Consider the following 18,104-nt stretch of genomic DNA (forward strand, 5'->3'; position numbering starts at 1 on the left):
TGAGCCGCGGGGATGCAAAGAACGCAGGGGTGGTGGGGCCTGGAACAGGCGGTCCGCGGCGCAAGCCGCTGCCCCCGTCAAGGCCCTCACAATTTGGTGAAGCAACGTGTCTGCCTGCCCGGCGGGCCCTGTCCCCAAGCGACAGTGGCGGTCGGTGGGCTGGTACGGAAGAGCAACGCAGTACGGACCACGCCTGGTCGAGGGGCTACACCCCCGCGACCGGCACGAATAAGGTTTTTCATCGTGTGAGGCCACCCGGCCAAGAGCCGGAGGCCTCATGCCAGCGCCCAGCAGTTCCTCGCGGATGAATCCCAGCAATCCCCCCACCCCCCGCCGCATGCGCGCGCAGCCCCGGTCGCTGACCGGCTGCCTGCCCCGCATCAGCCGCGGCCGGGTCGCGCCAACGATGGTGGCGTGTTCACGGGAGGGAGGCTCCGCGCCACCTGTTGAAGCGCACGCGCCAACGCTGCCGGCCTGATCGCGAGCTTCGCGATCTCCAGCAGTCCAGGGCGATTCCTTCCTCGGTTCCACCGCGTTTCTCGTGCTGATGTCGGTCGCCCGCGGGTTCACGCCCCGTGCGATGTGGTGCTGCGCGCCGTGCGGGCTGGTTTCGACCAGTGTGGACGGCGTGTAAGGAGAAACGATGAAACGCATGCTGATCAATGCGACGCAGCCGGAAGAGCGGCGCCTCGCAATCGTCGATGGCCAGAAACTGCTGGACTTCGAAACCGAAATCGAAGGGCGCGAGCAGCGCAAGGGCAATATCTACAAGGCCGTCGTGACGCGGGTCGAGCCCTCGCTCGAGGCCTGCTTCGTGGACTATGGCGAAGACCGCCACGGCTTCCTCCCCTTCAAGGAAATCTCGCGCCAGTACTTCCGTGATGGCACGGACGTGCGCTCGGCCAAGATCCAGGACGCCATCAAGGAAGGCCAGGAACTGCTGGTCCAGGTCGAGAAGGAAGAACGTGGCAACAAGGGCGCCGCCCTGACCACCTTCATCTCCCTGGCCGGCCGCTACCTCGTGCTGATGCCCAACAACCCCCGTGGCGGTGGCGTCTCGCGCCGCATCGAGGGCGAGGACCGCGAGGAACTCAAGGAGAACCTCGACCAGCTGGACTACCCCAAGGGCATGTCCCTGATCGCCCGCACCGCCGGCATCGGCCGCACCGCCGCCGAGCTGCAGTGGGACCTCAACTACATGCTCAAGCTCTGGACGGCGATCGACGACGCCTCCCGGGGCGGCAAGGGCGCCTACCTGATCTACCAGGAAAGCTCGCTCGTCATCCGCGCGATCCGCGACTACTTCACCGCCGACATCGGTGAGATCCTGATCGACACGGACGACATCTACGAGCAGGCCCACCAGTTCATGAACCACGTGATGCCGGACAACGCGCATCGCGTGAAGCGTTACCGTGACGACGCCCCGCTGTTCAGCCGCTTCCAGATCGAGCACCAGATCGAGACGGCCTTCAGCCGCACGGTGAACCTGCCCTCCGGCGGCGCCATCGTGATCGACCACACCGAGGCCCTGGTCTCGGTGGACGTCAACTCCGCGCGCGCCACCCGCGGCGGCGACATCGAGGAAACCGCGACCCGCACCAACCTGGAAGCGGCTGACGAGATCGCCCGCCAGATGCGCCTGCGCGACCTCGGCGGTCTGATCGTCGTGGACTTCATCGACATGGAGGAGTCCAAGAACCGCCGCGAGGTCGAGCAGCGCCTGCGCGACGCCCTGCGCCAGGACCGCGCCCGCGTGCAGTTCAGCTCCATCAGCAAGTTCGGCCTGCTGGAGTTGAGCCGCCAGCGCCTGCGCCCGGCGCTGAGCGAAGGCAGCCACATCACCTGCCCGCGCTGCAATGGCACCGGCCACATCCGTGACACGGAAAGCTCGGCGCTGCAGATCCTGCGCATGGTCCAGGAAGAGTCCATGAAGGACAACACCGCCGCCGTGCACGTGCAGGTGCCGGTGGAGGTGACCAGCTTCCTGCTGAACGAGAAGCGCACCGAGATCACCAAGATCGAGCTGAAGCAGCGCGTGACCGTGCTGCTGGTGCCCAACAAGCACCTGGAGACGCCCAACTACAAGCTGGAGCGCCTGCGCCACGACGATCCCCGCCTGGAGAACCTGCAGGCCAGCTACACCATGATCGAAGAGCCGCAGGACGAGGTGGGCATCACCCGCCGCGGCGGCGACGACAAGGGCAAGAGCAAGCAGGAGCCCGTCATCAAGGGCATCCTGCCCGAGCAGCCCGCTCCGGTGGTGCCGCCCAAGCCCGTGGCAGCCCCTGCGGCGCCGGCCGCCGCAGCGCCCGCTGCAGCCGCCTCGGCCGCCACCAGCAGCGGCTTCTTCGGCTGGCTCAAGAAGATCTTCGGCAATGGCGAGGCACCGGCCGAGGAAGCCAAGCCCGCCGAGACCGAACGCAAGGATGGCGCCAAGCGCGAAGGCCGCGAGGGTGGACGCGATGGCAGCCGTGATGGCCGCCGCCGTGACCGTGGCGAACGCGGCGAACGGGGCGAGCGCAAGGACGGCAAGGGCCGTGGCGAAGGCAAGGACGGCCAGCGTGCAGAGCGCGGCGACCGTGCAGAACGCGGTGAGCGCGGTGAGCGCGGTGAGCGCAGCGAGCGTGGTGAGCGCAATGGCGAACGCGCCGAGCGCGGCGAGCGCCAGGAACGCGGCCGCCGCAACGAGCGCGGCGAACGCAACGAAGCCGCCACGCCGGACGCAGGCCGCCCGGAGCGCGGTGAGCGTGCTGAACGCGGTGAACGTGGCGAGCGCGGTGAACGTGGCGAGGGCCGCCGCAACCGTGGTGAGCGTGGCGAGCGCCAGGAGCGTCCGGCCGCCGAGGTCCAGGCTCTGGCCGAGACCACGGGTGCCGAGTCCCCGACCGCCTTCCAGGACACCATCCCTGATGGCATGGCCGCGGAGGCAGCGGGTGAAGAACGCCAGGGCCGCCGCCGCCGCCGCCGTGGTGGCCGCGACCGCGAGGATCGCGCCCAGGAGGCGGGCAGCGAAGCCCTGAACGGCGCCGAGACCGAGCAGGCCGCCGACGCTGGCGCTGTGCCGGCCGAGGCTCCGGCCCAGGAAGGCGCCGCCGCCGACGCCCAGGGCGAGGCCCCGAGCGATGGCGCTCAAGGTGAGGAAGGCCGCGATGGCCGCCGCCGCCGCAGCCGTGACCGCTACCGCCGCGACCGCCGCGAAGGTCAGGCCGGCGAAGGTGCCGACGTTGCTGACAGCAGCGAGGGCGCCGAGCAGGCCGCCCCGCAGCAGCTGGAACTGGTGGGCGAGGCTGTCGAGTCTGTTGCCGTTGCCGCCGCCGCTCCCGCAGCGGTCATCGAAGCGGCTGCTGCAGCGCCCGTGCCGGCCCCGGCCGCGCCGGTCGTGGCCGCTGCCCCGGTGGAGGCCCCTGCCGCCGCCGTGGTGCCGGCCTACAGCCTGCCCATCGGCGACCTGCACGGCATTGCCGAGGCCGCCGGTCTGCAATGGGTGAACTCGGACGCCGACAAGGTGGCCGCCGCCCAGGCCGCCATCGCCGCCGAGCCCAAGCCCGTGCGCGTGCCGCGCGAGCGTCCGCCCGTGCTGCAGCTGGATGAAGGCCCGCTGGTGCTGGTCGAGACCCGCAAGGATCTGGCCCAGGTCAGGCTGCCCTTCGAGCTGCAGGGCTGAGACCCCGCCCGCCGGCCCTGAGCCGGCCCTGATCACGCCGCCGTGGCTCGCGCCCGGCGGCGTTTCTCATGGTGCGCCCCACGCACGCCCGGGCTTGCGGACCCGCGCCTGCGCCATGCGGTGAAGGCCCGCCCTCTCGCCGGACGGTGCCGCCCTTCGCCTAGGGTTGGCACCCTTTTCCACCTCGACTTTTCGCCTACAGTGGCAGCCCTGCTGCACCCAGCACCGCCGCCAGCTGCGGGCGACCCGCCTGCGGCCCGACACAAGGATTGACCGTGACCCAGACAGCCAGCACCGCGGCGCCCAAGATGCCGCCGCAGATCCCCTACATCATCGGCAACGAAGGATGCGAGCGCTTCAGCTTCTACGGCATGCGCAACATCCTGACGGTCTTCCTGATGACCAGTCTGCTGATGGCCATCCCGGAAGACCTGCGCAAGGCCGAGGCCAAGGAGGTCTTCCACACCTTCGTGATTGGTGTCTACTTCTTCCCGCTGCTGGGCGGCTGGATCGCCGACCGCTTCTTCGGCAAGTACAACACCATCTTCTGGCTGAGCCTGCTGTATTGCTGCGGCCATGCCTGCCTGGCGATCTTCGAGAAGAACATCACCGGCTTCTACACCGGCCTCTTCCTGATCTCGCTGGGCTCCGGCGGCATCAAGCCACTGGTGAGCTCCTTCGTCGGCGACCAGTTCGACAGCAGCAACCGCAGCCTCGCCCAGAAGGTCTATGACGCCTTCTACTGGATCATCAACTTCGGCTCCTTCTTCGCCTCGCTGCTGATGCCCATCTTCCTCAAGCAGTTCGGCGCGAGCGTGGCCTTCGGCATTCCAGGCGTGCTGATGGCCATCGCCACGCTGATCTTCTGGAGCGGCCGCAGGAAGTACGTCCACACCCCGCCGGTGGCCCATGACCCGCACAGCTTCCTCAAGGTCGTGGTCAGTGCCCTCAAGACGGGCGGCCCAGGCCTCGTCGTCGCCCTGATCGGCCTGGTCGGCGCGGTGGGCAGCTTCCTGCTGATGAAGCAGATCGGTTTCGTGGCCAGCTTCTGCCTGGCCCTGGTCCTGCTGATGGGCTTCGGCGGTGCGGGAGCCGCGCTGCAGCTGGGCCAGGCCTCGAAGGCGCATCCGCCCGAGGCCATCGAGGGCGTGCGCGCCGTGCTGCGCCTGCTGGTGCTCTTCGCGCTGGTGACGCCCTTCTGGTCCCTCTTTGACCAGAAGGCCTCGACCTGGATCCTGCAGGCCGACCAGATGAGCAAGCCCGAGTGGTTCCAGTCCTCCATGATGCAGGCCCTGAACCCGGCGCTGGTGATGATCCTCATCCCCTTCAACAACCTGGTGCTGTACCCCATGCTGGAGCGCATGGGCCTGCGCATCACGGCCCTGCGCCGCATGGGCGCGGGCATCGCGCTGTCGGGCGTGGCCTGGATCGTGGTGGGCGGCCTGCAGCTGTGGCTGGACGACGGCCACACGGTGAGCATCGTCTGGCAGATCCTGCCCTATGCCATCCTGACCCTGGGCGAGGTGCTGGTCTCGGCCACCGGCCTCGAGTTCGCCTACAGCCAGGCACCGCTGCCCATGAAGGGCGTGATCACCAGCTTCTGGAACCTCTCGGTGACCATCGGCAACCTCTGGGTGCTGCTGGCCAACAGCAGCGTCAAGAGCGAGGGCGTGACCAGCTACATCAAGTCAACGGGCACCAGCGTCACCGCCTTCCAGATGTTCTTCTTCGCCGCCTTCGCGCTGCTGGCCGCCCTGCTGTTCGGGCTGTATGCGCGGGGCTACCGCATGCAGGACAACTACCGCAAGTAAGACGGCATCGCCCCCATCCGCCGACCGGCGCCCCTCGTGGAGCCGGTCGGCTTTTTCATGCCCGGGCCGCAGCAGGACTCAAGGCGCTAGCTGCCCGCGCGACAGGAAGGCATAAGCATCACCCACCTCCTCTGGGGGAGGCGCCACAGGCGCAGGGCCCGCGGCCTTGCCACTAAGATCCGGCGGCAAGAAGCGGGGCCAGCGCCCCGTCACCCATCCAAGAGGAGGAAACCATGTCCAATATTTCGCTGCGCCGGCTCGTGCCGCTGGCCTGTACCGGCCTCGCGCTGCTGCCATCCCTGGTCCGCGCCGACGACACCCCCGTCACGCTGAACCTGATCCCGCTGCCCCATACCCGGCAGCAGCAGGACTTCCGCATCAAGGCGATCACGGACATGAAGTTCAAGGCCCGCGACGGCGCCAGCGAGGAGGAGGTGCAGCAGCTCAGCGCCAAGCTCGGCGCGATGAAGATGCCGCTGACCATGAGCATGCAGATGCGCCAGATCGTGCAGACGGACAAGGCCGACGCCAAGGGGCGTGTCCCGCTGACCGCCCGCATCGAGCGAGGCACGATGGAAATGCGCACGGGCGATGGCGACCTGGTGCCCGGCGTCCCCCAGCGCGGCATGCCGGCAATGCAGTTCAGCGCGCTCATCGTGGACGGGCGCTACGAAAACATCCGCCTCTCGGGCGAAGGTACGGCGCAGCTGCCGCCGGACCTGCTCGAAGGCGTCTTCCGCAAGAGCTTCGACGCCCTGGCCAAGATGAATGGCGCCACGCTGCGCGTGGGCGAGTCGGTGGACATGCCGCTGGAGATGAACCTGCCCATCCCCAACCTGCCCGCGGGCAGCAATGTCGGCAAGGTGAAGGCGAGCTACACGCTGGCCAAGGTGGTGGCCGGCGTGGCCTTCTTCGACGTCAAGGCCACGATGGACCTCAAGCTGGATCTGCCCACGCCGGCAAGTCCCGCCAGCGCCCCTGAAGGCGCGGCGCCGGCTGCGCCCGCCTCGCTGCAGATGGTGATCGGCGGAGGCGGCACGGGTCACATGCAGCTGCGCCTGGCCGACCGCCTGCAACTGCACAACGACCTGGACATGACCATGGCCCTGCAGATGCCCCTGCCCCAGGGCCATACCCTGCAAATGAATCTGCAGATGCAGATGGACTCGGACGGCAAGTCCCTGCCGGCCGCCAAAGGAAAGGCAGCCAAGGTCAGCGCCACGCGCTGAGTGCGAGGCGGGGCCGGCTAGCGGAGCACAGCCGTCGGCCCCGGAAGGCACACCGCCTAGAAGTTCAGCTGCTGCAAGGCCAGGTGATAGCCCGGCTCATGCACCAGCTCGTCCCAGCTGAGCGGGGCCTGCTGAGACAGCAGGCGCTGCCGCCGGCCTTCGCTCTCCAGGCTGGGCTGCCAGCGGCCCTGCAGCGCGGCGTCCTCCAGGGACTGCAGCACTTCGTCGAGCACGCGGCCGCCCTCCTCCATCGACTGGTTGCACAGCAGCGCGATGTCACAGCCCGCGTGCAGCGCGGTGATGGCGGCCTCGGCGAAGCCGATCTCGCGGCCTTCCAGCACGCGTGCGCCGCGCATGCCGAGGTCATCGCTGAAGACGAGGCCGGCAAAGCCCAGGCGCTCGCGCAGGATGTCCTGCAGCCAGCGTGAAGAGAAGCCCGCCGGACGCGCATCGACCTTGGGATAGATCACATGGGCCGGCATCACCGCCGCCAGGCTCAGGTGCAGCCACTCGAAAGGCCTGGCATCCTCGGCCAGGATGGCCTTGAGGCTGCGGCGGTCCACGGGCACGTCCACATGCGAGTCGGCCTTCACGTAGCCATGACCGGGGAAGTGCTTGCCGCAGGCGCCCATGCCGGCGATCAGCTGGCCCTGGGCCACGCTCTTGGCCAGCATGGCCACCACGCGGGGATCGCGATGGAAGCTGCGGTCGCCGATCACCGAGCTCTCGCCGTAGTCCAGGTCCAGCACCGGCGCGAAGCTCATGTCCACGCCGCAGGCGCGCAGTTCCATGGCCATCACATAGCCCAGGGCCGTCGCGGCCTGCGTGGCGCGCATGGCATCGCTCATCCACAGCTCGCCCAGGGCGCGCATGGCCGGCAGCGGCGTGAAGCCATCGGTGCGGAAGCGCTGCACGCGGCCGCCTTCCTGGTCCACGGCGATGAGCAGGTCAGGGCGCAGGGCCTTGAGCTCGCCGCACAGGGCCGTCAGTTGGGCGCGGCTCTCGAAATTGCGCGCGAAGAGGATCAGACCGCCGACCAGCGGATGGCTCAGGCGCTCGCGCTCATGCGGGCTCAGGGTGGTGCCGGCGATGTCCAGCATCAGGGGGGCGTGGTGCAGCATGTCCATGGGCGTGCTTCCTAGCGTTGGGTGGCCCAGCGCAAGGCGCGGGCGTCGTGGTCTTTGATGGAAGGGTGGGTCGCGCTCATGGCGGGGGCGCCGCCGGGCGTGTCTCGACAACCACGAAGGAGGTCGCGTAGTCCGTCTCGTCGCTGACGCTGACATGCGCCTGCAGGCCGCGTGCCTCGAACCAGGCCTTGAGTGCGCCGTGCAGGCGGATCTCGGGCTTGCCGCTGGCGGCCTTGACGATCTCGCAGTCGCGCCAGGTCATGGGCATGCGCAGCCCCAAGCCGATGGCCTTGGAGAAGGCCTCCTTGGCGGAGAAGCGCGTGGCCAGGTAGGCGATGCCGCGGGCTTCGACGCGCGCGCTGCGATCGCGGAACACCTCGATCTCATGCGGGCCCAGCACCTTCTCGGCGAAGCGCGGGCCGCGGCGCTGAAGGGTATCTGCGATGCGGCGGATGTCGCAGACGTCGGTGCCAATGCCGTAGATCATGACCCCGCTCCCTCGGCCAGCGCGGGCCAGCCATAGATCCAGTTGAGATGCCGCTGCTGCTCGAGCTCGAACCAGGTTTCCCCCAGGCGGCGGCCCTGCTCGCGCTCGTAGAAGGCGATGGCCCGCTCGTTGGGGGCCCAGACGCTCAGCCACAGCGCCCGGTCCGGCAATTGCCCGCGCGCATGGGCCAGCAGCGCCCTGCCCAGGCCCTGGCGGGTCAGCGGCGGCACGACATACAGCTCGCCCACCTCGGCCTCCGGCGCCTGCTGCCACGCCACGGGGCAGCGGCTGTCGAGGCTGACATGGATCATGCCCTGCAGATGGCCTTGGTCCTCGGCCAGCCAGCAGCGGTGGCCCGGGCCCAGCCAGGCCTCCAGCGCCGCGGGGCTGAAGGTCTCATGGAGATGCCCGGCGAAGGCCGGCCGCACGCCCTGGTCCGCATAGGTCTGCAGCCAGACCCAGCTGGTCAGCTGCGACAGCGCCGGCAGGTCCTGCGCCCTCGCCTCGCGCAGCTCAGGCATAGGCGCGCTGGATGCTGCGCTGGTAGTCGCGCACGGTCTCGGCATAGCCCAGCTCCAGGGCGTCCGCGATCAGTGCATGGCCGATGGAGACCTCCAGCACGCCCGGCACGGCCTTGAGGAAGGCGGTCAGGTTGGGGCGGTTGAGGTCATGGCCGGCGTTGATGCCCAGGCCCAGGGCCAGGGCGGCCTCGGCCGTGGCCGTGAAGCCGGCCAGCACTTCGGCCTCGCGCGGCGTGCCGAAGGCGCTGGCGAAGGTCTCGGTGTAGAGCTCGATGCGGTCAGCCCCCAGGGCCGCGACATGGGCCATGGCCGCCGGGATCGGGTCCATGAAGAGGCTCACGCGCACGCCCAGGGCCTTGCATTCGCTGATCAGCGGACGCAGGCGGTCCATGTCGGCCGGCAGGTTCCAGCCGTGGTCGGAGGTGAACTGGTCCTCGGCGTCGGGCACGAAGGTGACCTGATGGGGCCGGACCTGGCGCACGAAGTCCATCAGGTTCTGCGTCGGGTTGCCCTCGATGTTGTACTCGGCCTGGGGCCAGGTCTTGAGCAGGGCCGCCAGCTCATGGACATCGTCCGTGCGGATGTGGCGGCCGTCCGGCCGCGGATGCACGGTGATGCCCTGGGCACCGGCCTGCAGGCACAGCTCGGCGGCGCGGGTCACGCTGGGGATGCCCAGGTGCCGGGTGTTGCGCAGCAGCGCGACCTTGTTGACGTTGACCGACAAGGCGCAGCGGCCATCGTGGCGCAGGGCTTCGGGAGCGACCAGGGGGTTCATGGCATCAGTCCAGGAGTTTTTGCAGATCCAGCATCACCGTGCGCGTGCGCAGCGGCTTGTGGCCCAGATGATAGTGAAGCAGCCCGCGCAGGCAGGCCTTGAGCGCGGGCAGGCAATCGGCGCAGGCCTGCTGCAGGGCGGCCTGCGAACCATGCAGCAGCGCCGCCTGCAGCTGCACCAGCTGCATCGCCCCGAAGGCGGGCGCCTCATGGCTCAGAGCGCAGACACCCATCTCGGGGCTCAGCATGTAGAGCCGCTCAGGGTCCAGCGCACGCTGGGTCTGGGTGACCACGCTGAGGTCGGGCAGCAGGCCCAGGTCGGCCAGCATGCGCAGCTCGAAGGCGCGCAGGGCGGCCTGGCTGCGCTGGTCTTCATCCTCGCGCAGCAGCGGGAGGGTGGCCGCGTAGGCATCGAAGAGGCGCGGATGCGGGTCCTGCCGGGCCAGCAGCTTCAGCAGCAGTTCGTTGAGGTAGTAGCCGGCGAACAGGGCCGCGCCGCTGGGCAGGGTGTGGCCGCCGGCCCATTCGGCGCTGCGCAGGGTCTGGACCTCGCCCTCGCTGCGCTCGTCGCGCGAGGGCTTGCTGAGGCCCACCTGCAGCCGCTGAAAGGGCAGCAGCACCGATCGCAGCTGCGAATACGGCCGCTTCGCCCCCTTGGCGACCACGGCCAGGCGGCCCTGCTCGCGGGTGAAGAGGTCGAGGATGAGACTGGTCTCGCTCCAGTCGTAGTGGTGCAGCACGAAGGCCGGCTGCGTGCTGGGCAGTCGAGGGGCGCGGGTGACCATTCAGGGCCGCCGCGGCCACTCACTCGTAGCCATAGGTGCGCAGATGCTCTTCGTTGTCCGCCCAGCCGGAGCGGACCTTGACCCACAGCTCCAGGAAGACGCGGCCGTCCATCAGGTGCTCCAGCTCCTGGCGGGCCTCGGAGCCGATGCGCTTGAGGCGCTCGCCGCCCTGGCCGATGATCATGCCCTTGTGGGCGTCGCGCTCGACCACGATGGAGGCCGAGATGCGGCGCAGCTCGCCTTCGTCTTCCCATTTGTCGATGACGACGGTGGAGGTGTAGGGCAGCTCGTCACCGGTCAGGCGGAAGAGCTTCTCGCGGATGATCTCGGTGGCCAGAAAGCGCTCGGAGCGGTCGGTCAGGGCGTCTTCGTCGTAGAACCAGCCCTGCTCGGGCAGGTAGGGCTTGAGGATCTTGAAGAGGCGGGTGACGTCGGCTTCCTTGCGGGCCGACAGGGGCACGAACTCGGCGAAGTTGCGGCGCTCGGCCATGCTCTTGAGCCAGGGGGCCAGCTCGGCGCGGCGGTGCACGGCGTCCAGCTTGTTGGCGATCAGCACCACGGGCTTGTTCTCGGGCAGCAGGGCCAGCACCTTGGCGTCGTCCAGACCGAAGCGGCCAGCCTCGACCACGAAGAGCACCAGGTCCACGTCTCCCAGCACCCCATGCACCGTGCGGTTCAGGTTGCGGTTCAGGGCGGCGTTGTGCTTGGTCTGGAAGCCGGGGGTGTCCACGAACACGAACTGGGCCTCCTCCAGGGTGCGCACGCCGGTGATGCGGTGGCGCGTGGTCTGGGCCTTGTCCGAGGTGATGCTGACCTTCTGCCCCACGAGGGCGTTCAGCAAGGTGGACTTGCCCACATTGGGCCGGCCCACGATGGCGATGAGGCCGCAGCGTTGCGGCAGCCCGGACTCAGGCGCGGTGTCGTTCATGTCAGTGACCTCTGGTGCGCCCGGTCAGTGGCGCAGATGGATGGCGCCGGATCGCGGCGCAGTGTGATCGAAATGGGGCCCAAGCCTCGTGGCATGGCGAGGCGTGGCGGCACCGGGATGCCCTCGCGCCTCAGGAGGACAGCGCGGACCCGGGCTTGTCGCGCGCCACCAGTTCCGCAAGCATACGCTTGGCGGCGTCTTGTTCGGCAGCGCGGCGTGAACGGCCTTCGCCCTGCTTGGCAAGACCCAGGGCCGGCACGGCGCACTCGACCTCGAAGGTCTGGTTGTGCGCCTGGCCGCGGGTCTCGATGATGCGGTAGCTGGGCACCGCCAGGCGGCGTGCCTGCAGCCATTCCTGGAGCGCCGTCTTGGCGTCCTTGGCCCAGGTGTCGCTGGCCGAGGTGTTGATCAGCTCCCCGAGCAGCCGGCCCACGATCTCGCGGGCTGCCGGATAGCCGCCATCCACGAAGGCTGCGCCGATGATGGCCTCGGTGGCATCGGCCAGGATGGAGGCGCGCTGCGCGCCACCACCGCGGGCCTCGCCCTCGCTCATGCGCAGCACCTGGGGCAGGTCCAGGCTCAGGGCCAGCTTGTGCAGGCTTTCCTCACGCACCAGGTGGGCGCGGATGCGGGTGAGGTCGCCTTCGTCGGAACCGGCATAGCGCTCGTAGAGCAGGCTGGAGACCGCCAGGCTCAGGACCGCGTCACCGAGGAATTCCAGGCGCTCGTTGTGATCGGCGCCGAAGCTGCGATGGGTCACGGCCCGCTGCAGCAGGCCGCTGTCCTTGAATTGGTAGCCCAGCCGCGACTGCAGGGCATCCATGGGATGGCTCATGACGCTGGCAACCGTGTCTCAGTGAGACCGACCCTCGTACTTGATCAGCAGGGACACCGGACCGAAGAGCTCCACCTGCTTGTCATAGGCAAAGCTGATGCGGACGCGGTCGTCTTCCTTGGTGATCACCAGGTCGTCGGCGCCGATGCTGGTGATGGAGTACTCCACCTGCTTGACGCGCTCGAACTCGGCCCGGGCCACGGGCACGGTGGCCGGGTTGCCGCGGGCGATCTTGTCCACCGCATGCTGGATCGTGTAGAACTCCATCACGGTCGGGATGGTGCGGGCGGCGATCAGGCCCGTGAAGGACAGGATCACGGCCCAGAACAGCAGACCCATCAAGCTGACGCCAGACTGGTGACGGTGCGCACGCCTCATTGCCTCTCCTCGCTGAACAGAAAGCCCCGCAGTATCCACGGACGGCTCAGTCAAAGAATCCAATGCGTTTGGGATTGCTGAAGTTCATCCAGACCGCGAAGGCCTTGCCGACGATGTTCTCGTCCGGCACGAAACCCCAGAACCGGGAGTCACGGGAATTGTCCCGGTTGTCCCCCAACATGAAGTAGTGTCCCGCCGGCACCTTGCAAGTCAAGCCCTCAGCGTTGTAGGTGCAATGGTCCTGGAAGGGGAAGGGACCGTCCTTGCGATCCGGGTGGAAGAACTGCTGGCGGTTCATGTCGACCAGCAGCTTGTGCGGCTTCTCGCCCAGCTTCTCCTCGAAGCGGTTGCGCATCTGCATGCTGTCTTCGTCGTAGTAGGCGTCCACCGGCTTCACATCCACCAGCTTGCCGTTGAGGTAGAGATGCTGGTTGCGGTAGCTGATCTCGTCGCCCGGCAGGCCCACCACGCGCTTGATGAAGTCCATGCGAGGGTCCTCGGGGTAGCGGAAGACCATGACGTCGCCCCGCTGCACCTCGTGGTTGCTGATGATCTTCTTGTTGATCACCGGCAGGCGGATGCCGTAGTGGAACTTGTTGACCAGGATGAGGTCACCCACCAGCAGGGTCGGCACCATGGAACCCGAGGGGATCTTGAAGGGCTCGAACAGGAAGGACCGCAGCACGAAGACGATGAGGATCACCGGGAACAGGCCGGCGGTCCAGTCCAGCCACCAGGGCTGGCGCAGCACCTCTTCCTTGGCCGCGATGATGTCGCCATCGACCCGGGCAATGCCCTGGGCGGCCAGGGCCTCGCGGCGCTTGAGATCGGCGGCTTCCAGGTCTGCCGCGGCCTTCTCCCGGACCGGACGGAAATGGACACGCTCGGCCAGCCAGTACAGGCCGGTCACCGAAGTGAGGATCAGCAGCAGCAGGGCGAAATTGCCCGTCCATTGCCCTGCGTACCAGCCGCCGCCATAGACGATCAGCGCCGCGAACAGAATCCCGGTCAGTGCACTCATGTAGATGTGGTTCAGTCTTCGACTTGGAGGATGGCCAGGAAGGCCTCTTGCGGCACCTCCACACTGCCGATCTGCTTCATGCGCTTCTTGCCCGCCTTCTGCTTTTCCAGCAGCTTGCGCTTGCGGGTGATGTCGCCGCCGTAGCATTTTGCCAGCACGTTCTTGCGCAGCGCCTTGATGTCCTCGCGGGCGATGATCTTGGCGCCGATGGCTGCCTGCAGCGAGACGTCATACATCTGGCGCGGGATGATCTCGCGCATCTTGGCGCAGACCTGGCGGCCGCGGTACTGGCTCTGGCTGCGGTGCACGATCAGCGAGAGCGCATCGATGCGGTCGCTGTTGATCAGCATGTCCACCTTGACGACGTCGGAGGCGCGGTACTCCTTGAACTCGTAGTCCATGGAGGCATAGCCGCGCGACACGGACTTCAGCTTGTCGAAGAAGTCCAGCACGATCTCGGCCAGCGGGATCTCGTAGGTCAGCATGACCTGGCGGCCGTGGTAGGCCATGTTGATCTGCACACCGCGCTTCACGTTGGCCAGGGTCATCACCGGGCCCACGTACTCCTGCGGCATGTACAGATGCACGGTCACGATCGGCTCGCGGATCTCCTGGATCTTGCCGATCTCGGGCATCTTGGAGGGGTTCTCCACCTCGATGACCTCGCCGTCGCCCAGCTGCACCTCGTAGACCACGCTCGGGGCCGTGGTGATCAGGTCCTGGTCGAACTCGCGCTCCAGGCGCTCCTGCACGATCTCCATGTGCAGCAGGCCCAGGAAGCCGCAGCGGAAGCCGAAGCCCAGCGCCTGCGAAACCTCGGGCTCGAAGCGCAGCGAGGCGTCGTTGAGCTTGAGCTTTTCCAGCGCGTCACGCAGCTGGTCGTATTCGCTGGCTTCCGTCGGGTACAGGCCCGCGAACACCTGGGGCTGGATCTCCTTGAAGCCCGGCAGGGCCTCTTCGGCGGGACCCAGGTTGTTGGGCAGCTTCTTTTCCAGCGTGATGGTGTCGCCCACCTTGGCGGCAGCCAGCTCCTTGATGCCTGCGATGATGAAGCCCACCTCGCCTGCGTTGAGCTGGTCGCGGGACTCGCTCTTGGGCGTGAACACGCCCAGCTGGTCGGCCGGGTAGACGGCGTTGGTGGCCATCATGCGGATGCGCTCGCCCTTCTTCAGGGTGCCGTCCACCACGCGGACCAGCATCACCACGCCGACGTAGTTGTCGAACCAGGAGTCGATGATCATGGCGCGCAGCGGTGCCTGCACGATGCCCTTGGGCGGCGGCATGCGGGTGATCACGGCCTCGAGGATGTCATCGATGCCCATGCCGGTCTTGGCCGAGCAGGGGATGCCGTCGGTGGCGTCGATGCCGATCACATCCTCGATCTCGGCCTTGGCGCGATCCGGGTCGGCCTGCGGCAGGTCCATCTTGTTCAGGACGGGCACCACTTCCACGCCCAGCTCCAGGGCGGTGTAGCAGTTGGCCACGGTCTGGGCTTCCACGCCCTGCGAGGCATCGACCACCAGCAGCGCGCCCTCGCAGGCGGACAGCGAGCGGCTCACCTCGTAGGAGAAGTCCACGTGCCCCGGGGTGTCGATCAGGTTCAGGTTGTAGACCTGACCGTCACGGGCCTTGTACTGCAGGGCCGCGGTCTGCGCCTTGATGGTGATGCCGCGCTCGCGCTCGATGTCCATCGAGTCCAGGACCTGCGCTTCCATCTCGCGATCCGACAGGCCGCCGCAGCGCTGGATGATGCGGTCTGCCAGCGTGCTCTTGCCGTGGTCGATGTGGGCGATGATGGAGAAATTGCGGATGTGATTCATGCTCTGTCGTGCGTCACTCGCCGGCTGCCACGGCCTGGGCCGTCGCTTGAAAGGCTCATGTCACGCAGCGATGTGAAGGCCTCTTCGGAGGCCGTGCCGGACATAAAAAAAAGGCACGTCGAAACGGTGACGCGCCTTCCAACAAAAACGTATGGCAACTGCTTGTTGGGCTTCCATTGTAGCCGAGCGCCCGCCTGGAAACCGCACCGTCATTGGCTTTCCGGCCGTTGCGACCCGCCAACAAGGATTTTTATGCACAAGTTATCAACAGGCTCCTGTGAGCATCCTGGGGACAGCTTGGCCGACCTCGCCACTCATGCGGACAGCACGCTCAAACAAACGTTAGATGACGGGCATTCTATCCTACAAGCACCGCAATCCCCGTCCGGACCGCCTAAGTGAGCGAGTACAAACCTCGCTTTTCGCCGCATGAGCAGCGGCGACCATTTCATCTGGCGAAAAGCCCTGGCCGGCTGCCCGGTTTGCGCATCCCGGCCGTCGGTGCCGACGGCCGGAACGCTGGGACTCAGCGTGCGCCGGGCTTGACCAGCACGAAACTCACGGCATCGCCCCGACGCACGAGGAGGTTGATCAGCTTGGCCTTCTCCAGCTTGGCCAGTTGAGCCTGCAACTGCTTGACGGTGGCCACCTCGACGTTGTCCACCGACAGGATGATGTCGCCCTCGCGCAGGCCGGCGCGCGCGGCCGGACCTTCCGCGTTCTCGACCAGCACACCTCCGCGCAGCTTCAGTTCCTTGCGCTGCGCCTCGCTGATCTCGGCCAGGCCCAGGCCCAGGGCGGCGGCGGCGCCGGAGGCCGGCCTGGCCTCGGGCTCGGCACTCTTGGCCGGCTTGTCTGCCTCGAGTTCGGCCACCGTCAGCGTGAGGTCCTTGGTGGCGCCGCGGCGGAACACCTGCACCATGGCCTTGCTGCCCGGCTTGATGGCCGCAATGGAGCGCCGCAGCTCGGCCGCGCTCTGGATGGTCTTCCCCTCGACCTTGGTGATGACATCGCCACCTTCGATGCCAGCCTTCTCGGCCGGAGAGCCGCTCTCCACGCGCTGCACCAGGGCGCCCGTGGGCTTGCCCAGGCCGATGGCCTCAGCCACGTCCTTGGAGAGGTCCACGATGCCCACGCCAATGCGGCCACGCTGCACCCGGCCGCCCGCACGCAGCTGTTCGGACACACGGATGGCTTCGTCGATGGGAATCGCGAAGGAAATGCCCATGAAGCCGCCAGACTGGCTGTAGATCTGCGAATTGATGCCCACCACCTCGCCGCGCATATTGAGCAGCGGGCCGCCGGAGTTGCCGGGGTTGATGGCCACGTCGGTCTGGATGAAGGTGAGGAAGTCGCCGGTGTCGCGCTGCTTGGCGCTGACGATGCCGGCCGTCACGCTGTTGTCGAAGCCGAACGGCGAGCCGATGGCCATCACCCATTCGCCGACCTTGAGCCGACCGCTGTCGCCGATCTTCACCTGCGGCAGACCACTGGCCTCGATCTTCACCACGGCGACGTCGGTGCGCTTGTCCAGGCCGATCACCTTGGCCTTGAACTCGCGCTTGTCGGTGAGGGTGACCAGCACCTCGTCGGCGCCTTCGACGACATGGGCATTGGTCATCACGAAGCCGTCGCTGCTCAGGATGAAGCCAGAGCCGAGGCCACGCCGGGTGGGCGCGTCCTCATCGCCATTGCGGGGGCTACCCCGGCGCGGCACGGGGATGCCGAAGCGACGCAGGAACTCCTGCATCTGCTCGTCCATGGCCGGACTCTCGCTGGGCTTGGCCTTCTCGGACGTCTTGATGTTGACCACGGCCGGACCGACACGGTCGACCAGCTCGGTGAAGTCCGGCAGCTCCCGCGCCTGGGCCTGGCTCAGCGCAGGGGCCAGGGTGAGGCTCAGCCCCAGGGCCAGGGCGCCCAGCCCCTGGGGCCAGCGTGACAGAGGCCGGCGCGCGGCGCCTTGATGCGAGGATGCTGTGTTCATAGGTTGATTCGGCTCGGGTTCCGGCCCCAGGGCGCATGCCTGGGCCGCCGTCATTGTGCAATGCCTCCGCCAGCTCTGCTCGGCGCATGGATGCTGGCCGACTATCTTTGCTCGGCAGGCATGTATCAAAACATGAGCCCCCCGGCTGCGCCCAAGGTCATGGAGGGGCGCGGACCTCGGGGCGGACACCCCCCCCGATCAGTCCCATGGATTCAGGCCCTCTCCGGCGGCAATCCTCGTGCCGAGAACAGCGCCCATCGCAAGCGCAGCCAGAGACCCGGGTGCTGGCGCCGCGAGAGGGGCAGGTAGACCGCCGCATGCCGGCCCTCGCCCGTCGGACGGCAGCGCAGGAGCAGAAAGCCGCCGAGGTCCATCGACACCTGGAGCCACTGGACCTGCAAGGGCGAGGCCTCCTGCGCCGCCTGGCGCGCAGCGCCGGGCCGCAGGGCCCATTGCTGGCCATCCCACAGCAGCTGCCAGACCTCGCCGGCCCGATGGCGCCAGGCCAGACAGCAGACCAGAGGCAGCAGTGGCACGGCCAGCAACAGGCCGGCCGTCGATGCTTCAGGCCCCAGGCGCGCAGCGACCTGGGCGAGCACCGCTGCTGCGGACACACACCAGGCCAGGGCCCACAACAGCACGGTGAGCAGCCGCCAAAGAAAAGGCGCCCGTACTTCCAGCTGGAAGGCGGGCGCTTGGCGTTGACGCGGGGCCTGGCGGGCGGTCACGGCGGC

At 67.8% G+C, this 18,104-nt stretch carries 15 protein-coding genes; 3 read left to right on the top strand and 12 right to left on the bottom strand.

The window, feature by feature from the left end; translation table 11 throughout:
• The first annotated feature begins 643 nt into the window (after positions 1 to 643).
• From O9Y01_RS10675 to O9Y01_RS10685, 3 genes are all read left to right on the top strand, one after another.
• Positions 644 to 3,667: an Rne/Rng family ribonuclease gene (locus O9Y01_RS10675; protein ID WP_269631576.1), complete on the top strand. Its 3,024-nt coding sequence runs from the start codon at positions 644 to 646 to the stop codon at positions 3,665 to 3,667.
• A 308-nt stretch (positions 3,668 to 3,975) separates the two neighbouring features.
• Positions 3,976 to 5,478 carry a POT-type proton-dependent oligopeptide transporter gene (locus O9Y01_RS10680; protein ID WP_269632115.1) on the top strand — a complete coding sequence of 501 codons (1,503 nt, stop codon included), beginning with the start codon at positions 3,976 to 3,978 and terminating at the stop codon, positions 5,476 to 5,478.
• A 233-nt stretch (positions 5,479 to 5,711) separates the two neighbouring features.
• Positions 5,712 to 6,707 carry a hypothetical protein gene (locus O9Y01_RS10685; RefSeq protein ID WP_269631577.1) on the top strand — a complete coding sequence of 332 codons (996 nt, stop codon included), beginning with the start codon at positions 5,712 to 5,714 and terminating at the stop codon, positions 6,705 to 6,707.
• Positions 6,708 to 6,763: 56 nt separating this feature from the next.
• On the opposite strand, the gene nagZ is transcribed toward O9Y01_RS10685, so the two are convergent.
• The 12 genes from nagZ to O9Y01_RS10745 all read right to left on the bottom strand — a co-directional run bounded on the left by nagZ (position 6,764) and on the right by O9Y01_RS10745 (position 18,098).
• A complete protein-coding gene (nagZ, locus tag O9Y01_RS10690; protein ID WP_269632116.1) occupies positions 6,764 to 7,828 on the bottom strand; it encodes a beta-N-acetylhexosaminidase in 1,065 nt (354 codons plus the stop codon).
• A gap of 82 nt (positions 7,829 to 7,910) precedes the next feature.
• Positions 7,911 to 8,321 carry a holo-ACP synthase gene (gene acpS, locus O9Y01_RS10695; protein ID WP_269631578.1) on the bottom strand — a complete coding sequence of 137 codons (411 nt, stop codon included), beginning with the start codon at positions 8,319 to 8,321 and terminating at the stop codon, positions 7,911 to 7,913.
• Complete coding sequence (locus tag O9Y01_RS10700; RefSeq protein ID WP_269631579.1) at positions 8,318 to 8,842, bottom strand: GNAT family N-acetyltransferase; 525 nt, start codon at positions 8,840 to 8,842, stop codon at positions 8,318 to 8,320. Before O9Y01_RS10700 ends, acpS begins: the two co-directional genes overlap by 4 nt.
• Entirely contained in the window at positions 8,835 to 9,617 is a 783-nt protein-coding gene (locus O9Y01_RS10705; RefSeq protein WP_269631580.1) for a pyridoxine 5'-phosphate synthase, read from the bottom strand. The genes O9Y01_RS10700 and O9Y01_RS10705 overlap by 8 nt, the downstream gene beginning before the upstream one ends.
• Positions 9,618 to 9,621: 4 nt before the next feature.
• Positions 9,622 to 10,401 carry a DNA repair protein RecO gene (gene recO / locus O9Y01_RS10710; protein WP_269631581.1) on the bottom strand — a complete coding sequence of 260 codons (780 nt, stop codon included), beginning with the start codon at positions 10,399 to 10,401 and terminating at the stop codon, positions 9,622 to 9,624.
• A 19-nt stretch (positions 10,402 to 10,420) separates the two neighbouring features.
• Complete coding sequence (era, locus tag O9Y01_RS10715) at positions 10,421 to 11,329, bottom strand: GTPase Era (RefSeq protein WP_183103020.1); 909 nt, start codon at positions 11,327 to 11,329, stop codon at positions 10,421 to 10,423.
• 130 nt (positions 11,330 to 11,459) lie between these two features.
• Positions 11,460 to 12,152 (bottom strand): ribonuclease III, encoded by a 693-nt coding sequence (gene rnc, locus O9Y01_RS10720; RefSeq protein ID WP_269631582.1) that lies wholly within the window; start codon positions 12,150 to 12,152, stop codon positions 11,460 to 11,462.
• Between the two features lie 30 nt (positions 12,153 to 12,182).
• Complete coding sequence (locus O9Y01_RS10725) at positions 12,183 to 12,542, bottom strand: DUF4845 domain-containing protein (protein ID WP_269631583.1); 360 nt, start codon at positions 12,540 to 12,542, stop codon at positions 12,183 to 12,185.
• A gap of 46 nt (positions 12,543 to 12,588) precedes the next feature.
• Entirely contained in the window at positions 12,589 to 13,563 is a 975-nt protein-coding gene (gene lepB, locus O9Y01_RS10730) for a signal peptidase I (protein ID WP_269631584.1), read from the bottom strand.
• Between the two features lie 11 nt (positions 13,564 to 13,574).
• Positions 13,575 to 15,383, bottom strand: a complete 1,809-nt coding sequence (gene lepA, locus O9Y01_RS10735) for a translation elongation factor 4 (protein WP_269631585.1) — start codon at positions 15,381 to 15,383, stop codon at positions 13,575 to 13,577.
• Positions 15,384 to 15,909: 526 nt separating this feature from the next.
• Positions 15,910 to 17,370, bottom strand: a complete 1,461-nt coding sequence (locus O9Y01_RS10740) for a DegQ family serine endoprotease (protein ID WP_269631586.1) — start codon at positions 17,368 to 17,370, stop codon at positions 15,910 to 15,912.
• 212 nt (positions 17,371 to 17,582) lie between these two features.
• Complete coding sequence (locus tag O9Y01_RS10745; RefSeq protein ID WP_269631587.1) at positions 17,583 to 18,098, bottom strand: hypothetical protein; 516 nt, start codon at positions 18,096 to 18,098, stop codon at positions 17,583 to 17,585.
• Positions 18,099 to 18,104: the final 6 nt, after the last annotated feature.

The organism is Pelomonas sp. BJYL3 (assembly GCF_027257975.1).
Classification (GTDB): Bacteria; Pseudomonadota; Gammaproteobacteria; order Burkholderiales; family Burkholderiaceae_C; genus Roseateles_B; species Roseateles_B flavus.

Coding starts and splice junctions, on each gene's coding strand:
- recO (WP_269631581.1), bottom strand. CDS start 10,401: ATGGTCACCCGCGCCCCTCGACTGCCCAGCACGCAGCCGGCCTTCGTG.
- O9Y01_RS10675 (WP_269631576.1), top strand. CDS start 644: ATGAAACGCATGCTGATCAATGCGACGCAGCCGGAAGAGCGGCGCCTC.
- O9Y01_RS10700 (WP_269631579.1), bottom strand. CDS start 8,842: ATGCCTGAGCTGCGCGAGGCGAGGGCGCAGGACCTGCCGGCGCTGTCG.
- O9Y01_RS10705 (WP_269631580.1), bottom strand. CDS start 9,617: ATGAACCCCCTGGTCGCTCCCGAAGCCCTGCGCCACGATGGCCGCTGC.
- rnc (WP_269631582.1), bottom strand. CDS start 12,152: ATGGATGCCCTGCAGTCGCGGCTGGGCTACCAATTCAAGGACAGCGGC.
- O9Y01_RS10740 (WP_269631586.1), bottom strand. CDS start 17,370: ATGAACACAGCATCCTCGCATCAAGGCGCCGCGCGCCGGCCTCTGTCA.
- acpS (WP_269631578.1), bottom strand. CDS start 8,321: ATGATCTACGGCATTGGCACCGACGTCTGCGACATCCGCCGCATCGCA.
- lepA (WP_269631585.1), bottom strand. CDS start 15,383: ATGAATCACATCCGCAATTTCTCCATCATCGCCCACATCGACCACGGC.
- nagZ (WP_269632116.1), bottom strand. CDS start 7,828: ATGCTGCACCACGCCCCCCTGATGCTGGACATCGCCGGCACCACCCTG.
- O9Y01_RS10680 (WP_269632115.1), top strand. CDS start 3,976: ATGCCGCCGCAGATCCCCTACATCATCGGCAACGAAGGATGCGAGCGC.
- lepB (WP_269631584.1), bottom strand. CDS start 13,563: ATGAGTGCACTGACCGGGATTCTGTTCGCGGCGCTGATCGTCTATGGC.
- era (WP_183103020.1), bottom strand. CDS start 11,329: ATGAACGACACCGCGCCTGAGTCCGGGCTGCCGCAACGCTGCGGCCTC.
- O9Y01_RS10685 (WP_269631577.1), top strand. CDS start 5,712: ATGTCCAATATTTCGCTGCGCCGGCTCGTGCCGCTGGCCTGTACCGGC.
- O9Y01_RS10725 (WP_269631583.1), bottom strand. CDS start 12,542: ATGAGGCGTGCGCACCGTCACCAGTCTGGCGTCAGCTTGATGGGTCTG.